The following is a 24,667-nucleotide window of genomic DNA, read 5'->3' as shown; positions in this document are numbered from 1 at the left end:
CCGTGTTTTCCACGAGTGGCGCGCACTTCGCCTTCACCGATCGGTGGGGCGGGGTGAGCGCCGCTCCGTATGACCGGCTCAACCTCGGCGGTGCGGTCGGTGACGACCCCGCCGCGGTACGGGCCAACCGTGAACTCGCCGCGAAGACCCTGGGCCTCGACCCGGCCCGGGTCGTGTGGATGAACCAGGTGCACGGCCGCGAGGTGGCTGTCGTCGAACAGCCGTGGACGGACGGTGACGTCCCCGCCGTCGACGCGGTCGTCACCGTCCGGCGCGAACTCGCCCTCGCCGTCCTCACCGCGGACTGCGTCCCCGTCCTGCTGGCCGACCCGGTCGCCGGGGTCGTCGCCGCCGCCCACGCGGGCCGGCCCGGCCTGGTCGCCGGGGTCGTCCCCGCCGCCGTCGAGGCCATGACCGGGCTCGGCGCCGAGCCGTCCCGGATCGTGGCCCGCACCGGACCGGCCGTCTGCGGCCGTTGCTACGAGGTCCCCGCCGCGATGCGCGACGAGGTCGCCGCCACCGTGCCGGCGGCCCGGGCCGAGACGAGCTGGGGCACTCCCGCCGTCGACGTCGTCGCCGGGGTGCACGCACAACTCGACGCGCTGGGAGTGGCGGACCGGCAGCGGTCCGCCGTGTGCACCCGCGAGTCCGACGATCATTACTCGTACCGCCGCGACCGCACGACCGGGCGGCTCGCCGGCTACGTCTGGCTGGACCGATAGCACATGACGACGGACCGCAGGGCCGAACTCGCCGCGAATCTCGCCGCGGTCGAGGAACGCATCACCGCCGCCTGCGCCGACGCCGGCCGGGCGCGCGAGGACGTGACGCTCATCGTCGTCACCAAGACCTACCCCGCGAGCGATGTCCGGCTGCTCCATGAACTGGGCGTCCGGGACGTGGCGGAGAACCGCGACCAGGACGCCGCGCCCAAAGCGGCCGCCTGCGCGGATCTGCCACTTACCTGGCACTTTGTGGGGCAATTGCAAACGAACAAGGTACGTTCCGTGGCCGGTTATGCGGATGTCGTGCAGTCCGTTGACCGGATCAAGCTCATCTCCTCGCTGTCCGCGGCGGCCGAACGCACGGGGCGCGAACTGGGCTGTCTGATCCAGGTGGCGTTCGACGCCGAGTCCGGCGCGCGCGGAGAGCGCGGGGGCGTGGCGCCGGACGGGGTCGGGGAGTTGGCGGCCGCGGTGGCCGACGCGCCGGGGCTGCGGCTCGGCGGTCTGATGACCGTGGCGCCGCTGGCCGGACCGTACGCGGGACGGCAACGGGCGGCGTTCGAACGGCTGGTGGAAGTCTCGTCCCGTATGCGCGTGGACCATCCTGCTGCGACCATGGTCTCGGCGGGAATGAGTGCGGACCTCGAGGAGGCCGTCCGGGCCGGGGCGACACATGTGCGCATCGGTACGGCGGTACTCGGAGTCCGACCCGGGCTCGGGTAACGTCGCGAAGCAAGTCGGACCACAGCAGAAAATATGGTCATTTCCGCCAAGAAGCGGGCAGACCCAGTGGATCGCGGGCACTTGGTGACGAGGCCGATCCACCACAGAGCGGAGGACTCAGAGCATGGCCGGCGCGATGCGCAAGATGGCGGTCTACCTCGGCCTCGTGGAGGACGATGGGTACGACGGCAGGGGCTTCGACCCCGATGACGACTTCGAACCCGAGCCCGAACCCGAGCGGGACCACCGGCGCCACCAGCCGGTGCACCAGCCGGAGCGGGAGGAGCCGGTGCGCGCGGTCCAACCGCCCGCGCAGCGCGAGCGCGAGCCGGTTCCGCTAGCGGCGGAAAGTGGACGACCCGCGCGAATCGCACCCGTGGCATCTATCACACCTGACCGTCCCAGCCTGGAGAAGAGCGCACCGGTGATCATGCCCAAGGTCGTGTCCGAACGGGAGCCCTACCGCATCACCACCTTGCACCCGCGGACCTACAACGAGGCCCGTACGATCGGGGAACACTTCCGCGAAGGCACCCCGGTGATCATGAATCTGACGGAGATGGACGACACGGACGCGAAGCGACTTGTCGACTTTGCCGCGGGACTTGTCTTCGGTCTCCATGGCAGCATTGAGCGCGTGACGCAGAAGGTGTTCCTGCTGTCTCCTGCTAACGTCGATGTCACGGCGGAGGACAAGGCCCGCATCGCAGAGGGCGGATTCTTCAACCAGAGCTGAGAGCAACACCGGGAACAACCCGGTCGGACGGCGGGAAAGGCCCGTCATGCGACCGGACAGAGTGGACCAGGGGAGAGGGAAGCAGCGGGATGGGCATCGCACTACAGGTGGTCTACATCGCGCTGATGTGCTTCCTTATCGTGCTGATTTTCCGGTTGGTCATGGAGTACGTCTTCCAGTTCGCGCGCTCATGGCAACCCGGCAAGGTGATGGTGGTCGTTCTGGAGGCCACCTACACTGTCACCGATCCACCGCTCAAGCTTCTGCGGCGGTTCATCCCGCCGCTGCGTCTCGGGGGCGTGGCACTCGACCTGTCCTTCTTCATTCTGATGATCATCGTGTACCTCCTGATCTCGCTCGTGAGCAATATTGCGAGGGGAATGTGAGCGATACGGTCCTGCCGGCTGCCGACGACTACGTAGAGGTGAAGTAGAGATGCCGTTGACCCCTGAGGACGTGCGGAACAAGCAGTTCACGACCGTCCGCCTCCGAGAAGGCTATGACGAGGACGAGGTCGATGCCTTTCTCGACGAGGTCGAGGCCGAACTGACCCGCCTGCTCCGTGAGAACGAGGACCTGCGCGCGAAGCTGGCCGCCGCGACGCGCGCCGCCGCGCAGAACCAGCAGCAGCAGAGCATGCGCAAGCCGCCCGAACCGCAGGAACGGCAGGGGGGCCCGGTGCCCGCCGCCATATCCGGACCGCCGCAGGGGCAGCAGCCTCAGATGGGTCCGCCGCAGTTGCCCGGTGGCGCGCCCCAGCTTCCCGCGGGACCGGGCGGCCACGGCCCGCAGGGTCACGGTCACGGTCCCGGTCCGCAGGGTCAGCACGGCCCCGGTCCGATGGGCCAGGGCGGTCCGATGCAGCAGGGCGGCCCCATGGGCCAGGGCGGTCCCATGCAGCAGCAGGGCGGCCCGATGGGTCAGGGCGGTCCGGGCCCGATGGGCCAGGGCGGTCCCATGCAGCAGCAGGGCAACCCGCTCGGCGGCCCGATGGGCGGGCCCATGGGCGGCCACGGCGGTCCGCAGCCCGGTCAGGGCGGTCCCGGCGGTGACAGCGCCGCGCGGGTGCTCTCGCTCGCGCAGCAGACGGCCGACCAGGCGATCGCCGAGGCGCGGTCCGAGGCCAACAAGATCGTCGGTGAGGCGCGCAGCCGCGCCGAGGGCCTGGAGCGCGACGCGCGCGCCAAGGCCGACGCGCTGGAGCGGGACGCGCAGGAGAAGCACCGTGTCGCGATGGGCTCCCTGGAGTCCGCGCGGGCGACGCTGGAGCGCAAGGTCGAGGACCTGCGGGGCTTCGAGCGCGAGTACCGCACGCGGCTGAAGTCCTACCTGGAGAGCCAGCTGCGCCAGCTGGAGACCCAGGCGGACGACTCGCTGGCACCGCCGCGGTCCCAGCCGGCCGCCGCGTCGCTCCCGCCGTCGCCGGCCCCGTCCATGGCACCGGCCGGCGCCGGGGCGATGGGGCACAGCATGGGCGGCAACCCGTCCATGGGCGGCAACTCCATGGGCGGCCACTCCGGTCCCTCGGGTCCGTCGTACGGCGGCCAGCAGCAGATGTCCCCGGCGATGACCCAGCCGATGGCACCGGTGCGGCCGCAGGCGCCGCAGCCGATGCAGCAGGCGCCGTCGCCGATGAGGGGCTTCCTGATCGACGAGGACGACAACTGACGAGGGCGCGCGACGTGTTCGCGTAGCCGTCGGCGGCGAAGTGACGGGCCGGGCCCGGGGTGTGGAACCCCGGGCCCGGCCCTTGTCCGTGGCGCGAGGCTTTCGCGTGGCGAGGTGCGGGATGGCGGCGGGTGCGCGGGGGGTGGTGCGTGGCGGTCGCCTGCGGCGCCGTCCCCTTCCCGCCCCTTCCCGGAACCGGGGCTCCGCCCCCGGGCCCCGGCCGAGGGCCGACGCCCTCGGGCCCTGGGCGCCGACTTCGTGGCGCGGGGGCCTGGCCGGTGGGCTGTGTGGCACGGGAGAGGCCAACTGCTGGTGCGCGGCACTGTTTCGTCGGCTGCGCGGCGCGCGGGAGAACCTGCTGGGGTCCCGGCTCCGGTGCGGAAGGCCGCGTGCGGCCCGGACACCGTGGGAGCCGGGGACTTTCGAACCGGGCCCGGGGCGGACCGTGGTGGGTCCGCCCCGGGCCGCCGCGTCAGGCCTTGCGGAGGCGGAAGGTGAGGGACAGGCCCTCGTCCTCGAACGGCTCGCCGTAGGTGTCGTCCGCGTCGGCCGGTGCGAAGGACGTCGCCAGGACCTCCTCCGAGATCAGCGCCGTGTGCTCCGTCAGCGCCTTGGCCGTCTCCTCGGACGGCGACGACCAGCGGACGTCGATCCGGTCCGCCACGTCCAGGCCGCTGTTCTTGCGGGCCTCCTGGATGAGGCGGATCGCGTCGCGGGCCAGGCCCGCCAGGCGGAGGGCCGGGGTGATCTCCAGATCCAGGGCGACCGTCGCGCCCGAGTCGGAGGCGACCGACCAGCCCTCCCGGGGCGTCTCCGTGATGATCACCTCGTCCGGGGCGAGCGGGACCGTCTCGCCGTCCACCGTCACCGACGCCGTACCCTCGCGCAGGGCCGCCGACAGGGCCGCCGCGTCCGTCTCGGCGATCGCCTTGGCCACCGCCTGCACGCCCTTGCCGAAGCGCTTGCCCAGCGCGCGGAAGTTCGCCTTGGCGGTCGTGTCGACCAGCGAACCGCCCACCTCGGACAGCGTCGCCAGCGCGGAGACGTTCAGTTCCTCGGTGATCTGCGCGCGCAGTTCGTCGGACAGCGTCTCGAAGCCCGTCACCGCGATCAGGGCGCGGGACAGCGGCTGGCGGGTCTTCACCCCGGACTCCGCCCGGGTCGCCCGGCCGAGCTCCACCAGCCGTCGCACCAGCGCCATCCGCGTCGACAGCGCCGGGTCGACGGCCGCCAGGTCGGCCTCGGGCCAGGTGGCCAGGTGCACCGACTCGGGCGCGTCCGGCGTGACCGGCACGATCATGTCCTGCCAGACCCGCTCCGTGATGAACGGCGTCAGCGGCGCCATCAGCCGGGTGACGGTCTCCACCACGTCGTGCAGCGTCCGCAGCGCGGCCTTGTCCCCCTGCCAGAAGCGGCGGCGCGAACGCCGCACGTACCAGTTGGACAGGTCGTCGACGAACGCCGAGAGCAGCTTGCCGGTGCGCTGGGTGTCGTACGCGTCCATCGCCTGCGTGGCCTGGTCGACCAGCGCGTGCAGCTCGCTCAGCAGCCAGCGGTCCAGCAGCGGCCGGTCGGCCGGCGCCGGGTCGGCCTCGCTCGGTGCCCACCCGGACGTACGGGCGTACAGCGCCTGGAAGGCGACCGTGTTCCAGTACGTCAGCAGCGTCTTGCGCACGACTTCCTGGATCGTCCCGTGCCCCACGCGGCGGGCCGCCCACGGCGAGCCGCCGGCCGCCATGAACCACCGGACCGCGTCCGCGCCGTGCTGGTCCATCAGCGGGATCGGCTGGAGGATGTTCCCCAGGTGCTTGGACATCTTCCGGCCGTCCTCGGCGAGGATGTGGCCGAGGCAGACCACGTTCTCGTAACTGGACCTGTCGAAGACCAGCGTGCCGACGGCCATCAGCGTGTAGAACCAGCCCCGGGTCTGGTCGATCGCCTCGCAGATGAACTGCGCCGGGTAGCGCTTCTCGAACAGTTCCTTGTTCTTGTACGGGTAGCCCCACTGCGCGAACGGCATCGAGCCCGAGTCGTACCAGGCGTCGATGACCTCGGGCACCCGTACGGCCTCCAGCGAGCAGCCCTCGGCGGTGCAGGTGAAGGTCACCTCGTCGATGTACGGGCGGTGCGGGTCCAGCGACGACTGGTCGGTGCCGGTCAGCTCGGTCAGCTCGGCACGCGAGCCCACGCACGTCAGGTGGCCTTCCTCGCACCGCCAGATGGGCAGCGGGGTGCCCCAGTAACGGTTGCGGGACAGCGCCCAGTCGACGTTGTTGTCCAGCCAGTCGCCGTAGCGGCCGTGCTTGACCGAGTCGGGGAACCAGTTCGTCCGCTCGTTCTCCTCCAGCAGCCGTTCCTTGACGGCCGTCGTACGGATGTACCAGGACGGCTGCGCGTAGTAGAGGAGCGCGGTGTGGCAGCGCCAGCAGTGCGGGTAGCTGTGCTCGTACGGGACGTGGCGGAAGAGCAGGCCGCGCTCGCGCAGGTCCTCCGTCAGCGCCTCGTCGGCCTTCTTGAAGAAGACCCCGCCGACCAGCGGGAGGCCCTCCTCGAAGGTGCCGTCCGGGCGCACCGGGTTGACGACCGGCAGGCCGTAGGCGCGGCAGACCTTGAGGTCGTCCTCACCGAAGGCCGGGGACTGGTGGACCAGGCCCGTACCGTCCTCGGTCGTCACGTAGTCGGCGTTGACGACGAACTGGGCCTCCGCCGGGAAGTCGACGAGGGTGAAGGGGCGCTCGTAGGACCAGCGCTCCATCTCGCGGCCGGTGAAGGTCTCGCCCGTGGTCTCCCAGCCCTCGCCCAGCGCCTTGGCCACCAGCGGTTCGGCGACGACCAGCTTCTCCGTGCCGTCGGTCGCGACCACGTAGGTGACCTCGGGGTGCGCGGCCACGGCGGTGTTCGACACCAGTGTCCACGGCGTGGTCGTCCACACCAGCAGCGCCGCCTCGCCCGCGAGCGGGCCGGAGGTGAGCGGGAAGCGGACGAACACGGACGGGTCGACGACCGTCTCGTACCCCTGCGCCAGCTCATGGTCGGACAGCCCGGTCTGGTCGCGCGGGCACCAGGGCGCGACGCGGTAGTCCTGGACCAGCCGGCCCTTGCCGAAGATCTCCTTCAGCGACCACCAGACCGAGTCCACGTACTCCGGGTCCATCGTGCGGTACGCGTTGTCGAGGTCGGTCCAGTAGCCCATGCGGGTCGTGAGCTCGGCGAAGGCGTCGGTGTGCCGGGTCACCGACTCGCGGCACTTGGCGTTGAACGCGGCGATGCCGTACGACTCGATGTCCTTCTTGCCGGTGAAGCCCAGCTCCTTCTCCACCGCCAGCTCGACGGGCAGGCCGTGGCAGTCCCAGCCGGCCTTGCGGGCCACGTGGTAGCCGCGCATCGTGCGGAAGCGGGGGAAGACGTCCTTGAAGACGCGGGCCTCGATGTGGTGGGCGCCCGGCATGCCGTTGGCGGTCGGCGGCCCCTCGTAGAAGACCCACTCGGGGCGGCCTTCGGACTGCTCCAGGCTCTTGTCGAAGATCTTGCTCTCGCGCCAGAAGTCGAGCACGGCGTGCTCCAGCGCGGGCAGGTCGACCTGGGCGGGCACCTGGCGGTACTGGGGTGGGGTCTGCGATGTCATCGGGCGGCTTCCTCCGGCGGAACTGCGTCATCTCCGTCGGAGGGACGAGAGCTGCGCTCCCGCGGTACCACCCTCCTTGGCCCCGGGCAGGCGCTGCCCGTGGCCCCCTCATTGGGGTCGCGACGCCGGTTCTACTCACCCGGGTCCTGTCGCACCCTGGCTTTCTTCCGGCGGCTCCGGGGTGATGCTTCACCTCGCGCTGTGCCCCCGGGCTCGCACCGTCCCCGGGTCGCTCATGGCCGCGTACGACGCTACTCGTCCCCATCCACGCCTCTCGCTCGGCCCAGTGTACGGGGCCGGGCGGACCGGGGCCGACCCGTTTGCGGCGGAGGCGGCCAAGGCGGCGGGAGGCGTGGCCGGGGTGCGGTCGGGATACGGGGCGGGGGCGCCGTACAGAGGGTGCCGTACAGCCGAACGTATGACCCGAATGGTCACACCGGCCGTTCCGGAGTTCACGGTGGTCCGGCGGCGGATTACCCGGCGGGGAGCTGGGAACAACGGAGGCAGGCTCGTCTTGTCACGCTGTGGGGGAGGGCCGGACCGGCGGCGTGCCCCGTTGCCGCGGGGCTGGGGTCGATTTATCGTCCCAGCACGATTCGCGAGCGTGATCACCATATGTGAAGGGGCCGCGGTGATGGTGGCGAAGAAGACCGCCGCGAAGAAGACGACCGCGGCACGGAAGGCGGCGACCGAGGGCGCGACGGAGCGCGGCGCGGCGAACACGGCGCGTGCCCCGGCGCGCGGCGCCGTGGACCGCGGCGCGAAGAAGGCTGCGGCGGAGAAGGCGCCCGGGAAGAAGCCCTCCGCGAAGAAAGCTCCGGCGAAGAAGCCCCCGGCGAAGAAGGCCCCGGCGAAGAAGGCCCCGGCGAAGAAGGCGGCGGTCAGGTCCGGGAAGACGGCGGCGAAGAAGACGGCTCCGGCCAGGGCGGCACCGGCCGAAGCGGCGCCCGCCGGGGAAACCGCGGCCGGGGGCGGCCGGAAAACCCCGAGAGCCCCGAAGACCCCGGCGGCGTCGAAGACCTCGACGACCGCCACGGGCCCGAAGGGCTCGAAGGCCGCCACGAACACGCCGACGCGGACGGCGGCCGAGGAGGCCGTGGCGAAGAAGGCCGGGGTGCGGAAGGCGCCGGCCCGCACGGCGGCCGGGCGTACGTCCGCGGCCAGGAGGACGGCGGCCCGCGCGGCGGGCACCGCCGGAACCGCGAAGCAGGCCGCGCCCGCGGCCGAGGGGGCGGCCCAGGCCGCGGAAGAGACGGGAGCCAGGACTGTGGGAATCAAGAAGACCACGGGCGGCGACAGCGCCGCGGCCGGCCGGCGGACCTCGGTGGCCGGGACGGCGGTGCCCACGGCACGGGCCGGCGCGGCGCCCCCGGAGGAGCTGGCCGTACGGCCCGAGGAGGATCCGTGGACCCCGGAGGAGGTCACCGAGGCACGGACCGAGCTGGAGAACGAGCTCCACCGCCTGGCGGACGAGATCGCCTCGTCCGAGACCGCTCTCGCCGGGCTGATGCGCGACTCCGGGGACGGCGCGGGCGACGACGACGCGGACACCGGCACGAAGAACATCACGCGCGAGCACGAGATGGCGCTCGCGGCCAACGCGCGGGAGATGCTGGAGCAGACCGAACGGGCGCTGCTGCGGCTCGACGCCGGTACGTACGGCCTCTGCGAGGTCTGCGGGAATCCGATCGGCAAGGCCCGGATGCAGGCGTTCCCGCGCGCCACGCTCTGTGTGGAGGACAAGCAGAAACAGGAACGTCGAGGCTGAGCGCGCGGAGGTGTGACGTACCCTCGTGCTTCACAGGTGCCTAGGTTGAGGGACTCAGGTGGCAGAGGCGGAGCGCGTTATCGGTACGCCCGACGTGGACGGTGAGGCCGCGCGGGCAGCCGGCCGGCCGGAGCGGCGGAAGGAAGCGGACCGGCCCACGGAGCAGGGCCGGCCGGCCGAACCGGACCGTTCGGCGGAGCCGGAGGTACGGGAGCGCGCGGCCGAGGAGCCGGACGGGCGGGGCGAGGAACAGGAGGCGCCCGCGAAGGGGAAGCGCCGGATCCTCGCCCTCTTCATCGTCGCGGTGATCGCCTACCTGCTGGACCTCGGCAGCAAGATGCTCGTCGTGGAGAAGCTGGAGCACCACCCGCCGATCCAGGTGATCGGTGACCTGCTTCGGTTCGAGGCGATCCGCAATCCGGGCGCGGCCTTCGGTATGGGCGAGGCGTACACGGTCGTCTTCACCGTGATCGCGGCGACCGTGGTGCTGGTGATCATCCGGCTGGCCCGCAAGCTCTACAGCCTGCCCTGGGCGCTCGCGCTCGGCCTGCTGCTGGGCGGCGCGCTGGGCAACCTCACCGACCGGATCTTCCGCTCGCCGGGGGTGTTCCGCGGCGCCGTCGTGGACTTCATCGCGCCCGCGCACTTCGCGGTCTTCAACCTCGCGGACTCCGCGGTCGTGTGCGGCGGCATCCTGATCGTGCTGCTGTCGTTCCGGGGCCTGGACCCCGACGGGACCGTCCACAAGGACTGACCGGGGCGGCCCCGGCACCGGCCGCCGGGACCGCACGGCCGGGTCCGGGGGGCAGCGCCCCGGCACCGGGACCGTGCCGCCGGGCCCGGGCGCTCCGGGACCGTCCGGGGAGCCGGCTCGTCGGGGGAGGCGGACAAGGCATACTCGACGGGTGAGCTTTCCCGAGATCAGAACCCTGCCCGTGCCCGACGGCCTGGAGGGCGAGCGTGTCGACGCCGCCATAGCCCGGATGTTCGGGTTCTCCCGTACGAAGGCGGCGGAGCTGGCCGCCTCCGGGAAGGTCCAGGTCGACGGCTCCGTCGTCGGGAAGTCGGAGCGCGTGAACGGCGGCGCCTGGCTGGAGGTGGAGATGCCCGGCGCGGCCCCGCCCGTCCAGATCGTCGCCGAGCCCGTCGAGGGCATGGAGATCGTGCACGACGACGACGACATCGTCGTGATCGTCAAGCCCGTCGGAGTGGCCGCGCACCCGAGCCCCGGCTGGACCGGTACGACGGTGATCGGCGGCCTCGCCGCGGCCGGCTACCGCATCTCGACCTCCGGGGCGTCCGAACGCCAGGGCATCGTGCACCGGCTCGACGTCGGCACCTCGGGGCTGATGGTCGTCGCCAAGTCGGAGCGGGCGTACACCCTGCTCAAGGCGCAGTTCCGGGACCGGGTCGTCGACAAGCGCTACCACGCGCTGGTGCAGGGGCACCCGGACCCGATGAGCGGCACGATCGACGCGCCCATCGGCCGCCATCCGAACCACGACTACAAGTGGGCCGTCACCGCCGAGGGCAAGCCGTCGGTCACGCACTACGACCTGATCGAGGCGTTCCGGTCGGCGTCGCTGCTGGACATCAAGCTGGAGACGGGCCGTACGCACCAGATCCGGGTGCACATGTCCGCCCACCGGCACCCGTGCGTCGGCGACCTGACGTACGGCGCCGACCCGACCCTGGCCAAGCGGCTCGGCGTGACCCGGCAGTGGCTGCACGCGGTGCGGCTGGGCTTCGAGCACCCGGCGGACGGGCGCTGGGTGGAGTTCGCCAGTTCCTACCCCGACGATCTCCAGGGGGCGCTGGACCGGGTCCGGGCGGAGAGCAACGCGTGAGCGCCGCGACGGCGGACCGGGGCGGAAGCGGGGTCGCGGCCGGTACCGGGGCGGCCGGTACCGGGCCCGTACACCAGACGTCCGGTGCCGGGCTCGGTCACGCGGTACGGGTCGCCGTCGGCCCGGCGGACCTCGCCGCGTGCTTCGCGGTCCGCAGGGAGGTCTTCGTCGTCGAGCAGGGCGTCGCCGAGGACCTGGAGTACGACGGCCGCGACGGCGACGCCGTCCATGTGCTGGCCGTCCGCGCCGACGGACAGCCCCTGGGCACCGGACGGCTGCTGTACGGGCCCGGCGCCGCCGACCGGACCGGCGGGGACCCGGCGGTCGGCTCGCTGGGGCGGCTCGCCGTCACGGCGGCTGCCCGGGGGCTCGGTATCGGTGCGGCGCTGGTGCGGGCGATCGAGGAGGCGGCCCGCGGGCGCGGGCTCGCGGCGGTGGACCTGCACGCGCAGTCGCACGCGCTGGGCTTCTACGAGCGGCTGGGGTACGTGGCGTACGGACCGGAGTTCCTCGACGCGGACATGCCGCACCGGGCGATGCGCCGGGAGCTGTAGCGGGCTCTCCGTCCCCGTGCTTTCGCGTACTCGGCGTACTTCGCGTACGCGGCGTGCTCCGGGGGTCTCCGCGTTCCGCTTTTCCGTCGGTCACCGCCTTGACCTGATTCCCGGCACCCCCCTACCCGGTTCCGGATGCGGCGCATGACAGGCTTGACGGCTGGAGGCGCCGACTCCCCGCGGTTCCCTGTGATCCTCAGTGATCTCCCGCGGACACCGGAAGCGGGTACCGGAAGCGAGTACCCGGACCGGGGACCGGCGCTCGCCGGCACCGAGACCCCGAGCACCGGAGGGCGCCCCGTGGACCAGTTGGCACTGCTCGTCGTGCTGCTGCTGGGAGCCCTGCTGATGGTTCCCCTCGGGGACCGGCTGGGGCTGCCCTCGCCGGTGCTGATGACGCTCCTGGGGATCGTCCTGGCCCTGCTGCCGTTCGTGCCGAACGTGCAGGTACCGCCGGAATTCATCCTTCCGCTGCTGCTGCCGCCCCTGCTCTACGCGGCCGTGCAACGCACGTCCTGGCGGCAGTTCACGGCCAACGTCAGACCGATCTTCCTGCTCGCGGTCGCGCTCGTGTTCGTGACCACGGCCGCCGTCGCGGCCGTGGCCAACACCATGGTGCCGGGCCTGCCGATCGCCGCCGCGGTCGCGCTCGGCGCGCTCGTCGCACCACCCGATCCGGTCGCCGCGACCGCGGTCGCCGGCGCCCTCGGACTGCCCCGGCGGCTGGTCTCGATCCTGGAGGGCGAGGGGCTGTTCAACGACGTCACCGCGATCGTCCTCTACCACGTGGCGATCGCCGCGGTCGTCAGCGGCACGTTCTCGTGGCCCGGCGCGGTCGGCTCGCTCGTGCTCTCGGCGGTGGTGGCCGTGGCGGTCGGGCTGGCGCTCGGCTGGCTCTCCAACAAGCTGATGTCGCTGCTCGGGGACGCCACGCTCCAGGTCGGCCTCTCGCTGCTCGTGCCGTTCGTCGCTTACGTGCTGGCCGAGGAGCTGCACGGTTCCGGTGTCCTCGCCGTCCTGACCACCGCGCTCTTCCTCGCCACGCACACGGCGGACGCCGACGACGTGATGGGACGCCTGGCCGGGAACTCCTTCTGGCAGGTGGTCGACACGCTCGTGACGGGCGTCGCGTTCGGACTGATCGGACTGGAGCTGCACAACGCCTTCGGCGCGGCCGACGGCCGCGCCCACGAGATGCTGGGCTGGGGCGCCGCGGTGGTCGGCGTCGTCGTGCTCGTACGGCTGCTGTGGCTGCTGCCCGCGACCTGGCTGGCCAAGCGGATGCACAAGCTCCGCGACTACGACGAGGACATCCCGACGAGCTGGCGCGAGACCGTCGTCATGTGGTGGGCCGGGATGCGCGGGGTGGCCTCGGTCGCCCTGGCGCTGGCGATTCCGCTGGAGACCGACGCCGGCAAACCGTTCCCCGGCCGGGAAGAGATCATCTTCATCGCGTTCTCGGTGATCATGGCCACCCTGGTCGTCCAGGGGCTCACCCTGCCCTGGCTGGTCCGCAAGCTCGGTGTACGGGCGGACACGAACGCCGAGCGCGAGCTGGAGCACGCGCTCGCGGTCCGCGCGGCCAAGGCGGCCAAGAACCGGCTCAAGCAGATCGAGGAGGTCGAGGATCTGCCGGAGGACATCAGCGAGCGGCTGCTGCGCGGTGCGGTGGACATCGGGCTCAGGATCAGTCCCGACCTGGCCGACGACGAACGGCGCGAGTGGGTCGCCAAGCGGGTGAGCCGGGTGAAGGCCGTCCAGCGCATCCAGCGCGAGATGATGTCCGCCGCGCGCCACGAGGTGCTCTCGGCCCGCAACGAGCCCGGGGCGGATCCCGAGGTGGTGGACCGCGTGCTGCGCCAGCTGGACGTACGCAGCATGCACTGACGCCGGTCGCGGCACCGGCGCCCCGGCGGGTTCGGCGCCCGGCGGACTCGGCGTCACCGCGCGGGCGGGGTCGTCGGCGCGCGGTCACGCCCTACGCGGACGCTGCGCGGCGCGCGAGCACGGCGACGGCGTCCGGCGCGCGAGCACGGCGTCCGGGAAGCGCCGGCCGCCCGTTTCGTTCAGCCGCGGCCCGTGCGCGGCGTGCCGGTGTCCTCCTCGTCCACCGGCGTGGGCAGCCGGCCCTGCGGCGGGATCTTCGCGGCCGGTGCCGTCGAGATCCGCGGCAGGGCGTACGGATGGTGCTCGGTCAGCCAGGCCAGCATCTGCTCCCGTACCGCGCAGCGCGCCGTCCAGATGTCGTCCGCGTCCTTCGCCGTGACCACCGCGCGCACCTCCATCGTGCTCGGCGTGCTGTCCGTGACCGCCAGGCTCCAGTCCCTGCCGTCCCAGGCCGCGCACTCCAGCAGGATCTGGTGCAGCTTCTCGCGCATCAGCGGCACCGGCGCGGAGTGGTCCAGGTGGAAGAAGACCGTGCCGGTCATCTGGGCTCCGCCGCGCGACCAGTTCTCGAACGGCTTGCTCGTGAAGTACGACACCGGCATCGTGATGCGGCGCTCGTCCCAGGTGCGTACGGCGAGGAAGGTGAGCGTGACCTCCTCGACCGTGCCCCACTCGCCGTCCACCACCACCGTGTCGCCGATGCGCACCATGTCCCCGAACGCGATCTGGAACCCCGCGAAGAGGTTGCCGAGGGTGGACTGCGCGGCGACACCGGCCACGATGCCGATGATGCCCGCCGAGGCGAGCATCGACGTCCCGACGGAGCGCAGATCGGGGAAGGTCAGCAGGATCGCGGCGACGGCCACCACCGCGACGACGGCCGTGACGATCCGCATGATCAGCGTGACCTGGGTACGGACCCGGCGCAGCCGGGCCGGGTCACGGGTCGAGGACGCGTACCGGGCGTACGTCGACTCCACCGCCGCGGACACGATCCGTACGACCAGCCAGGCACCCGCGCCGATGAGCACCAACGACAGTCCCTGGCCGATCACGGCCCGGTTCTGTTCGACGAGGTCCCAGCGGACGGCCCGGTAGGAGCCGCGCAGCAGGGCCGTGCCCAGCACCACCTGCAGCGGCAGTCGGCAGCGGCGCAGCAGTCCCCACAGCGGGGTCTCCGGGTGGCGCGCGTCCACGCGGATGAGCAGCTTGTCCGCTATCCAGCCGAGCGCCACGGTGAGCAGGATCGAGCCACCGAGCACGGTCAGCGGGCGCAGCAGGTTCTCCATGGCTCCTCGGTAGGTTCATGCCGGTGCCGGTGCCGGTGCCGGTCGGTCCGTTCGGTCCGGTCGGGTCAGGTTCGGTCAGGGCAGGTGGGTTCGGGTCGGGTTCCGGCCGGTGCGGGCGGCACCGGCCGGGTGGGCGTGGCCTGGCAGGATGACGGGATGGACATCATGCTCTTCCACTCCGTCTACGGCCTTCGCCCCGCTGTGCGCGAGGCGGCCGACCGGCTGCGGGCCGCCGGCCACGACGTGCGCGTGCCCGACCTCTACGAGGGACAAACAGCGGAGACGGTCGAGGAGGGCAGGGAGCTCAAGGAGCGGATCGGCAAGGAGGAGTTGCTGCGGCGCGCGATCCTGGCCGCGGCGCCGTACTCGGAACGCGGTCTCGTGTACGCGGGTTTCTCGCTCGGCGGGTCGGTCGCCCAGACCCTGGCGCTCGGGGACGAGAAGGCGCGCGGGCTGCTGCTGTTGCACGGCACGTCCGACATCGCGGAGAACGCGTCCGTCGACGAGTTGCCCGTACAGCTGCACGTGGCCGACCCGGACGCGTTCGAGCCGCACGACTGGCTGACGGCCTGGTACCTGCGGATGCGGCAGGCCGGGGCCGACGTGGAGGTCTTCCGCTACCCGGGCGCCGGGCACCTCTTCACCGACCGGGAGCTGCCGGACTACGACGAGGACGCCGCCGAGGCGACCTGGCGCACGGCGCTCGGCTTCCTCGACTCGCTCTGACGGCCGAGCCCGACCTGACGGCCCGGGCCTCGCGCAGCACCCGTTCGCGCGGGACGCGCGCGAACGGTACGCCCCGCCCGGGATCATGACGCGTCACGACCGGACGGGCGGGGCGAAACGGGCATGGGGCGGACAACGCCCCTAAGCCTTCAGCGCCTTGTCGACGGCGGCGTTGAACTGCTCCACCGTCATGGGCGGGTTGTCGCTGCCCTCGGCGGTGAGCTTCTGGCCGTTCATCTTCAGCGTCGGCGTGCCCCCGGCACCGCTCTTGTCGAAGACGGCCGACATCTTCATCGCCCAGGCGTCGTACGTGCCCTGCTCGACGTCCTTCTGGAACGCCTTGTTGCCCTTGAGCTCGTTCACCGAGTCGGCGACCTGGATCAGATAGCTGTCCTTGGCGAACTTGTCGTCCTGCTCCTCCGGGTGGAAGTTCTTCGAGTAGAGCGCGGCCTTGTACTCCAGGAACGCCTTCGGGCTCACGTTGAGCGCGGCGCCCAGCGCGGACAGGGCGTTCTTCGAGCCCTCCCCGTTGTCGGAGTTGTCGATGAAGGTCGCGCCGATGAACTTGACCTTGAACTTGCCGGCGTCGAGGTCGTTCTGGACGGTCTTGCCGACCGACTGCTCGAAGCTCGCGCAGACCGGGCAGCGGGGGTCCTCGTACAGCTCCAGGGTCTTCTTGGCGCTCGCCTTGCCGAGGACCACGGTCGTGCCGTCCGTGCCCTCGGTGTGCTTCGGGGCGACGACGTTCTTCTCCTCCTTCACCGCCTCCCAGTGCGAGGGCTTGTTGGCCTGGACGACCGCGTAGCCGACGCCGCCGGCTATCGCCAGGACGACGACGGCCGAGCCCGCGACGACCAGCTGCCGGCGGATCCTGTCCTTCTTCGCCTGCCGCTCGCGCTCCTGGCGCAGGCGCTCACGGGCGGCGGACTTGTTGGCCTGCTTGTTCCGTGCGCTCATGGTGGTTCACTCCGTGTGGTGACATGGCTCCGCCGACGCGGGCCGTGTGGGGTCCGGGGCCGGACGCGGGATCCGGCGCGGACGGGGGACGCGGGGACAGCGCCCTGCTCGGTACGGGCTTCCTGCTCAGTACGAGCCGAGCGCGGCGGGCGGCGGCCCCCGCCGTCCCACGGAGTGCACGAAGAAGGCGGTACGGGCCGGGCGCGGCCGGGACGCCGGGCGGGCCCCGCGCCGTACGGCCCCGCGGACGGTGCCCGTGACGGCGGCGACCGCGACGAGCAGCGGCCGGAACGCGGACGTGGCCGCGGCCCGTACCAGACCGGCCAGCGCGGACTCGCCGTGGCGCAGCCAGAGGGCGGCCGCCAGCCCGATCGAGACGTGTGCCGCCAGCAGCAGCCAGGGCAGGGCCGGGTCCGCGGAGTTCAGCACGGTGGCCGCCGGGCCGTCGGCGGGGGCCACCCCCGGCAGCGGCGTACCGAACCGGCCCCCGCCGCACAGCACGTCGAGGCCGACCGCTCGCAGGGACCCCGTGACGGGGCCGCCGGAGGGGCCGTAACAGACCCGCTGGCCGCTGGTGAAGACCGTGTCGGCGGCCAGCTCCAGCGGGACGACCAGGGCGGCGATGCGCCAGAAGCCCCGCTCGCGCCCCGCCGCCGCGTAGGCGACCAGGAACACCGCCGCGCTGATCGCGGCGACGACGGGCAGCGGCAGCGGGGCCCGGGAGAGGAACACGTGGGAGCCGGCGGACAGCGTCACGACCAGTGCCGTGAAGAGTGCTGCCCGCGCCGCTCTGAGTCGCGTTCCGGATATGCCCATCGCCGCCGAGTGTGCCATGACCGGGGGTAAGCGGTCCTTAAAAGGTCATACGAAAACGGTCATACGACAAGATGCCGCATGGTCCCGCCCAGGGGTGGCCGTCAGCCGAGCCGTCCGTTGCGGAAGAGGTCCACGAAGATCTGGTGATCGGCGCGGGCGCGCGCCCCGTAGGAATGGGCGAAGTCCACCAGCAGAGCGCCGAAACCGTCCTCGTCGGCGGCTATGGCGGCGTCGATGGCGCGCTCCGTGGAGAACGGCACCAGGGAGTGGCCGCTCTCGTCGTCCGCGGACGCGTGCATGGTGGCCGTGGCCCTGCCGAGGTCGGCGACCACCGCCGAGATCTCCTCCGGGTCGTCCAGGTCCGACCAGTCCAGGTCCACCGCGTACGGGGAGACCTCCGCCACCAGCTGGCCCGCGCCGTCCAGCTCGGTCCAGCCGAGCCAGGGGTCGGCGTGCGCCTGGAGCGCCCGCTGCGAGATCACCGTGCGGTGGCCCTCGTGCTGGAAGTAGTCGCGGACGGCGCCGTCGGTGATGTGCCGGGAGACCGCCGGGGTCTGCGCCTGCTTCATGTAGATCACCACGTCGTTCTCCAGGGCGTCGCTGTTGCCCTCCAGGAGGATGTTGTACGAGGGCAGGCCCGCCGAGCCGATGCCGACCCCGCGCCGGCCCACGACGTCCTTCACCCGGTAGGAGTCCGGGCGGTGCAGGCTGGACTCGGGAAGCGTCTCCAGATAGCCGTCGAAAGCGGCGAGGATCTTGTACCGGGTGGCCGCGTCCAGCTCGACGGAGCCGCCGCCGGCCGCGAACCGGCGCTCGTACTCCCGTATCTCGGTCATCGAGTCCAGCAGCCCGAAGCGGGTGCGCGAGCGCGCGGAACGCAGCGCGTCCAGCAGCGGCCCCGCGGCCGTGTCCAGGGTGAAGGGCGGCACCTCGTCGTTCTTGGCGCCGGTGGCCAGGGCGTGGATCCGCTCACGGTAGGCGCCCGCGCAGATCTCCACCAGCGCGGTGATCTGATCGTCGCTGAGCGCCTTCGTGTAGCCGACCAGGGCGAGGGAGGCGGCGAGGCGCTTCAGGTCCCAGGTGAAGGGGCCCACGTACGCCTCGTCGAAGTCGTTGACGTTGAAGATCAGCCGGCCGTTGGCGTCCATGTACGTACCGAAGTTCTCGGCGTGCAGATCGCCGTGGATCCACACCCGGCCGGTGCGCTCGTCGAGGAACGGACCGGTGTCCCCCGTGGCGGCGCGCTCGCGCTCCAGGTCGTAGTAGAACAGGCAGGCCGTGCCCCGGTAGAAGGCGAACGCGGAGGCGGCCATCTTCCTGAATTTCACCCGGAAGGCTGCCGGGTCGGCGGCCAGCAGCTCACCGAAGGCGGTGTCGAAGACGGCGAGGATCTCCTCGCCGCGCTGCTCGTCAGCTGCTCCTACAGGTCGCGGGACCGACATCGCTGGGTGCCTCCTGGTGCATGACAATGGGATCGGATTCTCGCGGACGGAGCCCAGGCCCCTCCCAGTGGGGCCAACGCCCGAAGGGGCCCGCGAGTGCCCGCCGCCCGGCCCTTACCACGGTCCGCGCGGGCCGTCCCACCGGCGCCCTCCGGCGGCCCGGTCGTCGGTGTCAGGTCGTAGACTTCGACGCTGTCCCCCCGGTGCTCCCCGGACCGCCCGCAGAGCCGGGGCCCGGGTTCCGGCCAGGGGATCCGCCCGTACAACCGCCTGCTCAACCGCCTGTTCCGCCACTTGCCCCGCCACCCGCCAGTCTGTCCCACCGCCTGCCGGGCTCCGTGCCCGACGGGTCGTCCGACCGTTCGTGCCAGCCGTTCCACTGGAGGCCCCCGCCGTGACCAAGCCGCCGTTCACGCACCTGCACGTGCACACCCAGTACTCGCTCCTGGACGGTGCCGCGCGGCTGAAGGACATGTTCGACGCGTGCAACGAGATGGGCATGACGCACATCGCCATGACCGATCACGGCAACCTGCACGGCGCGTACGACTTCTTCCACTCGGCGAAGAAGGCGAACGTGACGCCGATCATCGGGATCGAGGCGTACGTGGCGCCGGAGTCGCGGCGGCTGAAGCGGAAGGTGCAGTGGGGCCAGCCGCACCAGAAGCGGGACGACGTCTCCGGTTCGGGTGGTTACACGCACAAGACGATCTGGGCGGCGAACAGGACCGGGCTGCACAATCTCTTCCGGCTCTCCTCCGACGCGTACGCGGAGGGCTGGCTCCAGAAGTGGCCCCGGATGGACAAGGAGACGCTGGCGAAGTGGTCGGAGGGGCTGATCGCCTCCACCGGCTGCCCCTCGGGCGAGCTGCAGACCCGGCTGCGGCTGGGCCAGTACGACGAGGCGGTGAAGGCGGCCTCCGAATACCAGGACATCTTCGGCAAGGACCGATATTTCCTGGAGCTGATGGACCACGGGATCGAGATCGAGCGGCGGGTGCGCGACGGTCTGCTGGACATCGGCCGCAAGCTCGGCATCCCGCCGCTGGTGACGAACGACTCGCACTACACCTACGCGCACGAGGCGACGGCGCACGATGCGCTGCTGTGCATTCAGACGGGAAAGAACCTGTCCGATCCCGACCGGTTCCGGTTCGACGGGACGGGTTATTACCTGAAGTCGACCGATGAGATGTACGCGATCGACTCCTCGGACGCCTGGCAGCAGGGGTGCGCGAACACGCTCCTGGTGGCCGAGCAGATCGACGACAGCGGCATGTTCGAAAAGCGCGACCTGATGCCGAAGTTCGACGTGCCGGACGGGTTCACCGAGACGACCTGGTTCCGCGAGGAGACCATGCGCGGCATGGCCCGCCGGTTCCCGAACGGGATTCCGGAGGACCGGCTCAAGCAGGTCGAGTACGAGATGGGCATCATCATCGAGATGGGGTTCCCGGCGTACTTCCTCGTGGTCGCGGACTTCATCATGTGGGCGAAGAACAACGGGATCGCGGTCGGCCCCGGGCGTGGTTCGGCGGCCGGTTCGATCGTGGCGTACGCGATGGGGATCACCGACCTCGACCCGATCGAACACGGGCTGATCTTCGAGCGGTTCCTGAATCCCGAGCGCATCTCCATGCCCGACGTCGACATCGACTTCGACGAGCGCAGGCGCGGTGAGGTCATCCGGTACGTGACCGAGAAGTACGGCGCCGACAAGGTCGCCATGATCGGCACGTACGGCAAGATCAAGGCGAAGAACGCCATCAAGGACTCCGCCCGCGTGCTGGGGTACCCGTACGCGATGGGCGACCGGCTGACCAAGGCCATGCCCGCCGACGTCCTGGGCAAGGGCATCGACCTCAACGGCATCACCGACCCCAAGCACCCGCGCTACTCCGAGGCCGGCGAGATCCGGTCGATGTACGAGAACGAGCCGGACGTGAAGAAGGTCATCGACACCGCGAAGGGTGTGGAGGGCCTGGTCCGGCAGATGGGTGTGCACGCGGCCGGCGTGATCATGTCCAGCGAGACCATCACCGACCACGTCCCGGTCTGGGTCCGGCACACCGACGGGGTGACGATCACGCAGTGGGACTACCCCAGCTGCGAGTCGCTCGGCCTGCTGAAGATGGACTTCCTGGGCCTGCGCAACCTCACCATCATGGACGACGCCGTCAAGATGGTGAAGTCCAACAAGGGCGTCGAACTCGACCTGCTGTCCATCCCCCTGGACGACCCCAAGACGTACGACCTGCTCTGCCGTGGCGACACGCTCGGCGTCTTCCAGTTCGACGGCGGCCCCATGCGGTCGCTGCTGCGGCTGATGAAGCCCGACAACTTCGAGGACATCTCCGCCGTCTCGGCCCTGTACCGGCCGGGCCCGATGGGCATGAACTCGCACACGAACTACGCGCTGCGCAAGAACGGCCAGCAGGAGATCACCCCGATCCACCCGGAGCTGGAGGAGCCCCTCAAGGAGGTCCTCGGCCTCACCTACGGCCTGATCGTGTACCAGGAGCAGGTGCAGAAGGCCGCCCAGATCATCGCCGGTTACTCCCTCGGCGAAGCCGACATCCTGCGCCGGGTGATGGGCAAGAAGAAGCCCGAGGAGCTGGCGAAGAACTTCGTCCTGTTCCAGGAGGGCGCGAAGAAGAAGGGCTTCTCGGACGAGGCCATCCAGGCCCTCTGGGACGTGCTGGTCCCGTTCGCCGGGTACGCGTTCAACAAGGCGCACTCCTCCGCGTACGGACTGGTCACCTACTGGACCGCTTACCTGAAGGCGAACTACCCGGCCGAGTACATGGCGGCGCTGCTGACGTCGGTGAAGGACGACAAGGACAAGTCGGCCGTCTACCTGAACGAGTGCCGGCGCATGGGCATCAAGGTGCTGCCGCCCAACGTCAACGAGTCGCAGCCGAACTTCGCCGCACAGGGTGACGAAGTGATCCTGTTCGGTCTCACGGCGGTCCGGAACGTGGGGCAGAACGTGGTGGACTCGATCATTCGCTGCCGAAAGGCGAAGGGGAAGTACGCGAACTTCCCGGACTTCCTCGACAAGGTCGAGGCGGTCGTCTGCAACAAGCGGACGATCGAGTCCCTGATCAAGGCCGGCGCCTTCGACGAGATGGGCCACACCCGCAAGGGCCTGGTCGCCCACCACGAGCCGATGATCGACAACGTGGTGCAGGTCAAGCGCAAGGAGGCCGAGGGGCAGTTCGACCTGTTCGGCGGCATGGGCGACGACACGGGCGCGGACGAGCCGGGCTTCGGGCTCGACGTGCAGTTCTCCGACGTCGAGTGGGACAAGGCCTACCTGCTGGCGCAGGAGAGGGAGATGCTCGGCCTGTACGTGTCCGACCATCCGCTCTTCGGTCTGGAACACGTCCTGTCGGACAAGGCCGACGCGGCGATCGCGCAGCTCACCAGCGGTGAGCACGCGGACGGTGCGGTGGTGACCGTCGGCGGCATCATCTCCGGACTCCAGCGCAAGATGACCAAGCAGGGCAACGCCTGGGCCATCGCCACGGTCGAGGACCTCGCCGGTTCCATCGAGTGCATGTTCTTCCCCGCCACCTATCAGCTCGTCTCCACCCAGCTCGTCGAGGACACCGTCGTCTTCGTCAAGGGCCGCCTCGACAAGCGCGAGGACATCCCCCGCCTCGTCGCCATGGAACTGTCCGTCCCCGACCTGTCGTCCGCCGGCAGCAACGCGCCCGTCACGATCACCATCCCCACGGTCAAGGTCACCCCGCCGATGGTCAGCAGGCTCGGCGAGATCCTCAGCCACCACCGGGGCAACTCCGAGGTCCGGATCAAGCTCCAGGGCGCCAGGAAGACCACGGTGCTCAGGCTCGACCGGCACCGGGTGCAGCCCGACCCCGCGCTCTTCGGCGACCTGAAGGTGCTGCTGGGCCCCAGCTGCCTCGCGGGATAGCAGGGACGGCGCGGGCGGTCGCGGCAACGGCACGGGCGACCAGGGAACGGCACGGAGGGGCGCGCCCGGCAACGGGTGGGCGCGCCCCTCTTCCCCTTCGTGCGCTCGCTGTGTCTCTCGGCTCGCGGCCCCGCCGTCAGTTGTGGCCGAAACGCCGCCGGCGCCCCTTGCGCTCCACATCCGCGGGTGTGATGTTCGTCAGCCGCTCCTCGGCCCGTTCCTCCGTCGACGAGGACTTCGGGCTCCCGCCCGTCCGTTCCGACGTCGACCGGTGGTGCTGTTTACCGCCGCGATCCCGGTTCTTGTTCTTGGCCATGGTGGCGCCTCCTGCGATGAGTGGGGACCAGGCCGGGTACAGCGTCACACAGGCGGGTAGTCCCCGCATTGTGGATCATTGCCGTCGACAGCGGCGCCTCGCGGGGGTCGTCGTTCGTGACGGGCGTGAGACATGCGCCACGCCGATGATCGAGTTCCGGACGTCAAGCCTCTTGCCGTCGGGCAGACTCGAAGGAAACCCCTCGTGACTTCCGAACTACCACCTCCCGATTTCGAGGTTCCCGAAAGAAGGTGGAACGCGTGGACCGCTGCGTCGTCCTGGTGGACGCCGGATATCTGCTGGGCGCCGCCGCGAGTCTCCTCGCGGGAGAACCGGCCCGGTCCCGGATCACCGTCGACCACACCGCCCTGATCCAGGGCCTGCGCGAGCGCGCCGAGGCCGACACCGAACGGCCGCTGCTCCGCATCTACTGGTTCGACGGCGCGCCCGACCGGGTTCCCCAGCCCGAACACCGCCGGTTGCGGGTGATGCCCCGCGTCACCGTACGGCTGGGAGCCCTCACCCGGAGCGACGGGCGCTGGGCGCAGAAGGGCGTCGACGCCGCGATGCACGCCGAACTCACCGAACTGGCCCGGAACCGGGCCTGCTCGGACGTGGTGCTGGTGACCGGGGACGGCGATCTGCTGCCCGGCCTGATGTCCGCCAAGGAACACGGTGTGGCCGTGCACCTGTGGGCCGTCCAGGCCGCCGACGGTGACTACAACCAGTCCGAGGACCTGGTCGCCGAGGCCGACGAGCGGCGGGTGCTCGACCGCGCGTGGATCACCAAGGCGGTACGGGCGAAGGATCCGGCCGGTGTCTGCGCCCCACCGCCCGTGCCGCGCCCGGAGATCGCGGCGATCCTCTCGGCACCGCTGCCGGAGTCGGCACTGGCGGCGTCCGCGGAACGGGTCGCCGAGGCGCGGGCACAGGCGGCACGGGGCGGCGCGGGGGCGCGGGCCGGGTCGGACGGACCGGGCGCGGGGGGCAACGGCGCGGTCACCGGGCAGGGCGCCACGGCCCCGGGCATGCCGGCCGCTCCCGGGGCGCCGGGTCCGGCCGGGCGCAACGGCTCGGCCCAGCAGCCCCTCGCCGAGCACGGCGCGGACGGCCCGGCGGTGACGTCCGGCGGCCGGGGCGTGCCCACGCCCAAGGACCTGGCGGGACTACGGGGCCCCGCGGTCCCGCAGCCGCCGCAGTCCCCGGCGCCCACGGGCGCCACCCTGCGCTGGTCCTCCGACAAGGGCTGGGTCGAACGGCCCGGAAGCGGTCCCGCGGGAGAGCCGCCCGACACGGCGTCCCTGCCGACCCTGGCCCAGCTCACCAGCGCGGAACAGCGCTGGGCCGACCGCGAGGAGGACATCACCGCGGTCGGGGGCGACCCGTTCGAGGTCGGCCAGGTCTTCGCCCGCCGGTGGATGGAGCGGCTGACGGACGCGAGCCTGGTGCAGAAGCTCTCCGCGCTCTACCCGCGGGTGCCGCACCGCATCGACGGGGAACTGCTGCGGTACGCGGCGCGGTTCGGACTGCTGGCCCACAAGGACGACCAGATCGACGAGCACGACAGGTACGCGATCAGGGCCGGGTTCTGGCGGGAGATCGACGTACGGGCCGCGGCGGACGTGCCGTAGGGGGCCGTGGGAGGCACCGG

Annotated in this window: 19 protein-coding genes; 13 read left to right on the top strand and 6 right to left on the bottom strand. The window is 71.3% G+C overall.

Annotated features, from left to right (window positions below):
• Positions 1 to 2 precede the first annotated feature (2 nt).
• From pgeF to IG02_RS0113015, 5 genes are all read left to right on the top strand, one after another.
• Positions 3 to 722 carry a peptidoglycan editing factor PgeF gene (gene pgeF, locus IG02_RS0113035; protein WP_030745789.1) on the top strand — a complete coding sequence of 240 codons (720 nt, stop codon included), beginning with the start codon at positions 3 to 5 and terminating at the stop codon, positions 720 to 722.
• Positions 723 to 725: 3 nt separating this feature from the next.
• Positions 726 to 1,448 carry a YggS family pyridoxal phosphate-dependent enzyme gene (locus tag IG02_RS0113030; protein ID WP_030745784.1) on the top strand — a complete coding sequence of 241 codons (723 nt, stop codon included), beginning with the start codon at positions 726 to 728 and terminating at the stop codon, positions 1,446 to 1,448.
• A gap of 124 nt (positions 1,449 to 1,572) precedes the next feature.
• Positions 1,573 to 2,184: a cell division protein SepF gene (gene sepF / locus IG02_RS0113025; protein WP_030745782.1), complete on the top strand. Its 612-nt coding sequence runs from the start codon at positions 1,573 to 1,575 to the stop codon at positions 2,182 to 2,184.
• An 89-nt stretch (positions 2,185 to 2,273) separates the two neighbouring features.
• Positions 2,274 to 2,570 (top strand): YggT family protein, encoded by a 297-nt coding sequence (locus IG02_RS0113020; protein WP_030745779.1) that lies wholly within the window; start codon positions 2,274 to 2,276, stop codon positions 2,568 to 2,570.
• 49 nt (positions 2,571 to 2,619) lie between these two features.
• Positions 2,620 to 3,852, top strand: a complete 1,233-nt coding sequence (locus tag IG02_RS0113015) for a DivIVA domain-containing protein (RefSeq protein ID WP_030745771.1) — start codon at positions 2,620 to 2,622, stop codon at positions 3,850 to 3,852.
• Positions 3,853 to 4,324: 472 nt separating this feature from the next.
• On the opposite strand, the gene ileS is transcribed toward IG02_RS0113015, so the two are convergent.
• Positions 4,325 to 7,477, bottom strand: a complete 3,153-nt coding sequence (ileS, locus tag IG02_RS0113010; protein ID WP_030745769.1) for an isoleucine--tRNA ligase — start codon at positions 7,475 to 7,477, stop codon at positions 4,325 to 4,327.
• Between the two features lie 604 nt (positions 7,478 to 8,081).
• Between ileS and IG02_RS0113005 the strand changes: the two genes are divergently transcribed.
• The 5 genes from IG02_RS0113005 (at position 8,082) to IG02_RS0112985 (ending at position 13,533) form a co-directional block, all read left to right on the top strand.
• Positions 8,082 to 9,245, top strand: a complete 1,164-nt coding sequence (locus IG02_RS0113005; RefSeq protein ID WP_324604726.1) for a TraR/DksA family transcriptional regulator — start codon at positions 8,082 to 8,084, stop codon at positions 9,243 to 9,245.
• Between the two features lie 58 nt (positions 9,246 to 9,303).
• The gene (lspA, locus tag IG02_RS0113000; RefSeq protein ID WP_030745765.1) at positions 9,304 to 9,999 is read left to right on the top strand and encodes a signal peptidase II; all 696 of its coding nucleotides are present in this window, start codon (positions 9,304 to 9,306) and stop codon (positions 9,997 to 9,999) included.
• 151 nt (positions 10,000 to 10,150) lie between these two features.
• Positions 10,151 to 11,092, top strand: a complete 942-nt coding sequence (locus tag IG02_RS0112995) for an RluA family pseudouridine synthase (protein WP_030745763.1) — start codon at positions 10,151 to 10,153, stop codon at positions 11,090 to 11,092.
• Entirely contained in the window at positions 11,089 to 11,646 is a 558-nt protein-coding gene (locus IG02_RS0112990; RefSeq protein ID WP_078854433.1) for a GNAT family N-acetyltransferase, read from the top strand. Before IG02_RS0112995 ends, IG02_RS0112990 begins: the two co-directional genes overlap by 4 nt.
• Before the next feature lie 300 nt (positions 11,647 to 11,946).
• Positions 11,947 to 13,533 carry a Na+/H+ antiporter gene (locus tag IG02_RS0112985; protein ID WP_030745758.1) on the top strand — a complete coding sequence of 529 codons (1,587 nt, stop codon included), beginning with the start codon at positions 11,947 to 11,949 and terminating at the stop codon, positions 13,531 to 13,533.
• Between the two features lie 179 nt (positions 13,534 to 13,712).
• Here the strand turns inward: IG02_RS0112985 and IG02_RS0112975 are convergent, their stop codons facing one another.
• The gene (locus IG02_RS0112975; protein WP_030745755.1) at positions 13,713 to 14,822 is read right to left on the bottom strand and encodes a mechanosensitive ion channel family protein; all 1,110 of its coding nucleotides are present in this window, start codon (positions 14,820 to 14,822) and stop codon (positions 13,713 to 13,715) included.
• Positions 14,823 to 14,978: 156 nt separating this feature from the next.
• On the opposite strand from IG02_RS0112975, the gene IG02_RS0112970 reads away from it, so the two are divergent.
• Complete coding sequence (locus IG02_RS0112970; protein ID WP_030746863.1) at positions 14,979 to 15,548, top strand: dienelactone hydrolase family protein; 570 nt, start codon at positions 14,979 to 14,981, stop codon at positions 15,546 to 15,548.
• Between the two features lie 141 nt (positions 15,549 to 15,689).
• Here IG02_RS0112970 and IG02_RS0112965 read toward each other — a convergent pair whose 3' ends face one another.
• The 3 genes from IG02_RS0112965 to IG02_RS0112955 form a co-directional block, all read right to left on the bottom strand.
• Positions 15,690 to 16,505, bottom strand: coding sequence for a thioredoxin domain-containing protein (locus IG02_RS0112965; protein WP_030745752.1), 816 nt, complete (start codon positions 16,503 to 16,505; stop codon positions 15,690 to 15,692).
• 126 nt (positions 16,506 to 16,631) lie between these two features.
• Positions 16,632 to 17,321: a hypothetical protein gene (locus IG02_RS0112960; protein ID WP_030745749.1), complete on the bottom strand. Its 690-nt coding sequence runs from the start codon at positions 17,319 to 17,321 to the stop codon at positions 16,632 to 16,634.
• A gap of 101 nt (positions 17,322 to 17,422) precedes the next feature.
• Positions 17,423 to 18,763 (bottom strand): DUF2252 domain-containing protein, encoded by a 1,341-nt coding sequence (locus IG02_RS0112955; RefSeq protein ID WP_030745746.1) that lies wholly within the window; start codon positions 18,761 to 18,763, stop codon positions 17,423 to 17,425.
• A 394-nt stretch (positions 18,764 to 19,157) separates the two neighbouring features.
• On the opposite strand from IG02_RS0112955, the gene dnaE reads away from it, so the two are divergent.
• On the top strand, positions 19,158 to 22,700 hold the full coding sequence (dnaE, locus tag IG02_RS0112950; RefSeq protein ID WP_030745736.1) for a DNA polymerase III subunit alpha: 3,543 nt from the start codon (positions 19,158 to 19,160) through the stop codon (positions 22,698 to 22,700).
• Positions 22,701 to 22,836: 136 nt separating this feature from the next.
• Here the strand turns inward: dnaE and IG02_RS0112945 are convergent, their stop codons facing one another.
• Positions 22,837 to 23,016 carry a hypothetical protein gene (locus tag IG02_RS0112945; protein WP_030745733.1) on the bottom strand — a complete coding sequence of 60 codons (180 nt, stop codon included), beginning with the start codon at positions 23,014 to 23,016 and terminating at the stop codon, positions 22,837 to 22,839.
• Between the two features lie 251 nt (positions 23,017 to 23,267).
• On the opposite strand from IG02_RS0112945, the gene IG02_RS0112940 reads away from it, so the two are divergent.
• The gene (locus IG02_RS0112940) at positions 23,268 to 24,647 is read left to right on the top strand and encodes an NYN domain-containing protein (RefSeq protein WP_030745732.1); all 1,380 of its coding nucleotides are present in this window, start codon (positions 23,268 to 23,270) and stop codon (positions 24,645 to 24,647) included.
• Positions 24,648 to 24,667: the final 20 nt, after the last annotated feature.

This window comes from Streptomyces sp. NRRL F-5135 (assembly GCF_000719775.1).
Lineage (GTDB): Bacteria > Actinomycetota > Actinomycetes > Streptomycetales > Streptomycetaceae > Streptomyces > Streptomyces hebeiensis.
The sequence above is the reverse complement of the archived record's forward strand: the minus strand, read 5'-3'. Positions and strand labels throughout refer to the sequence as shown.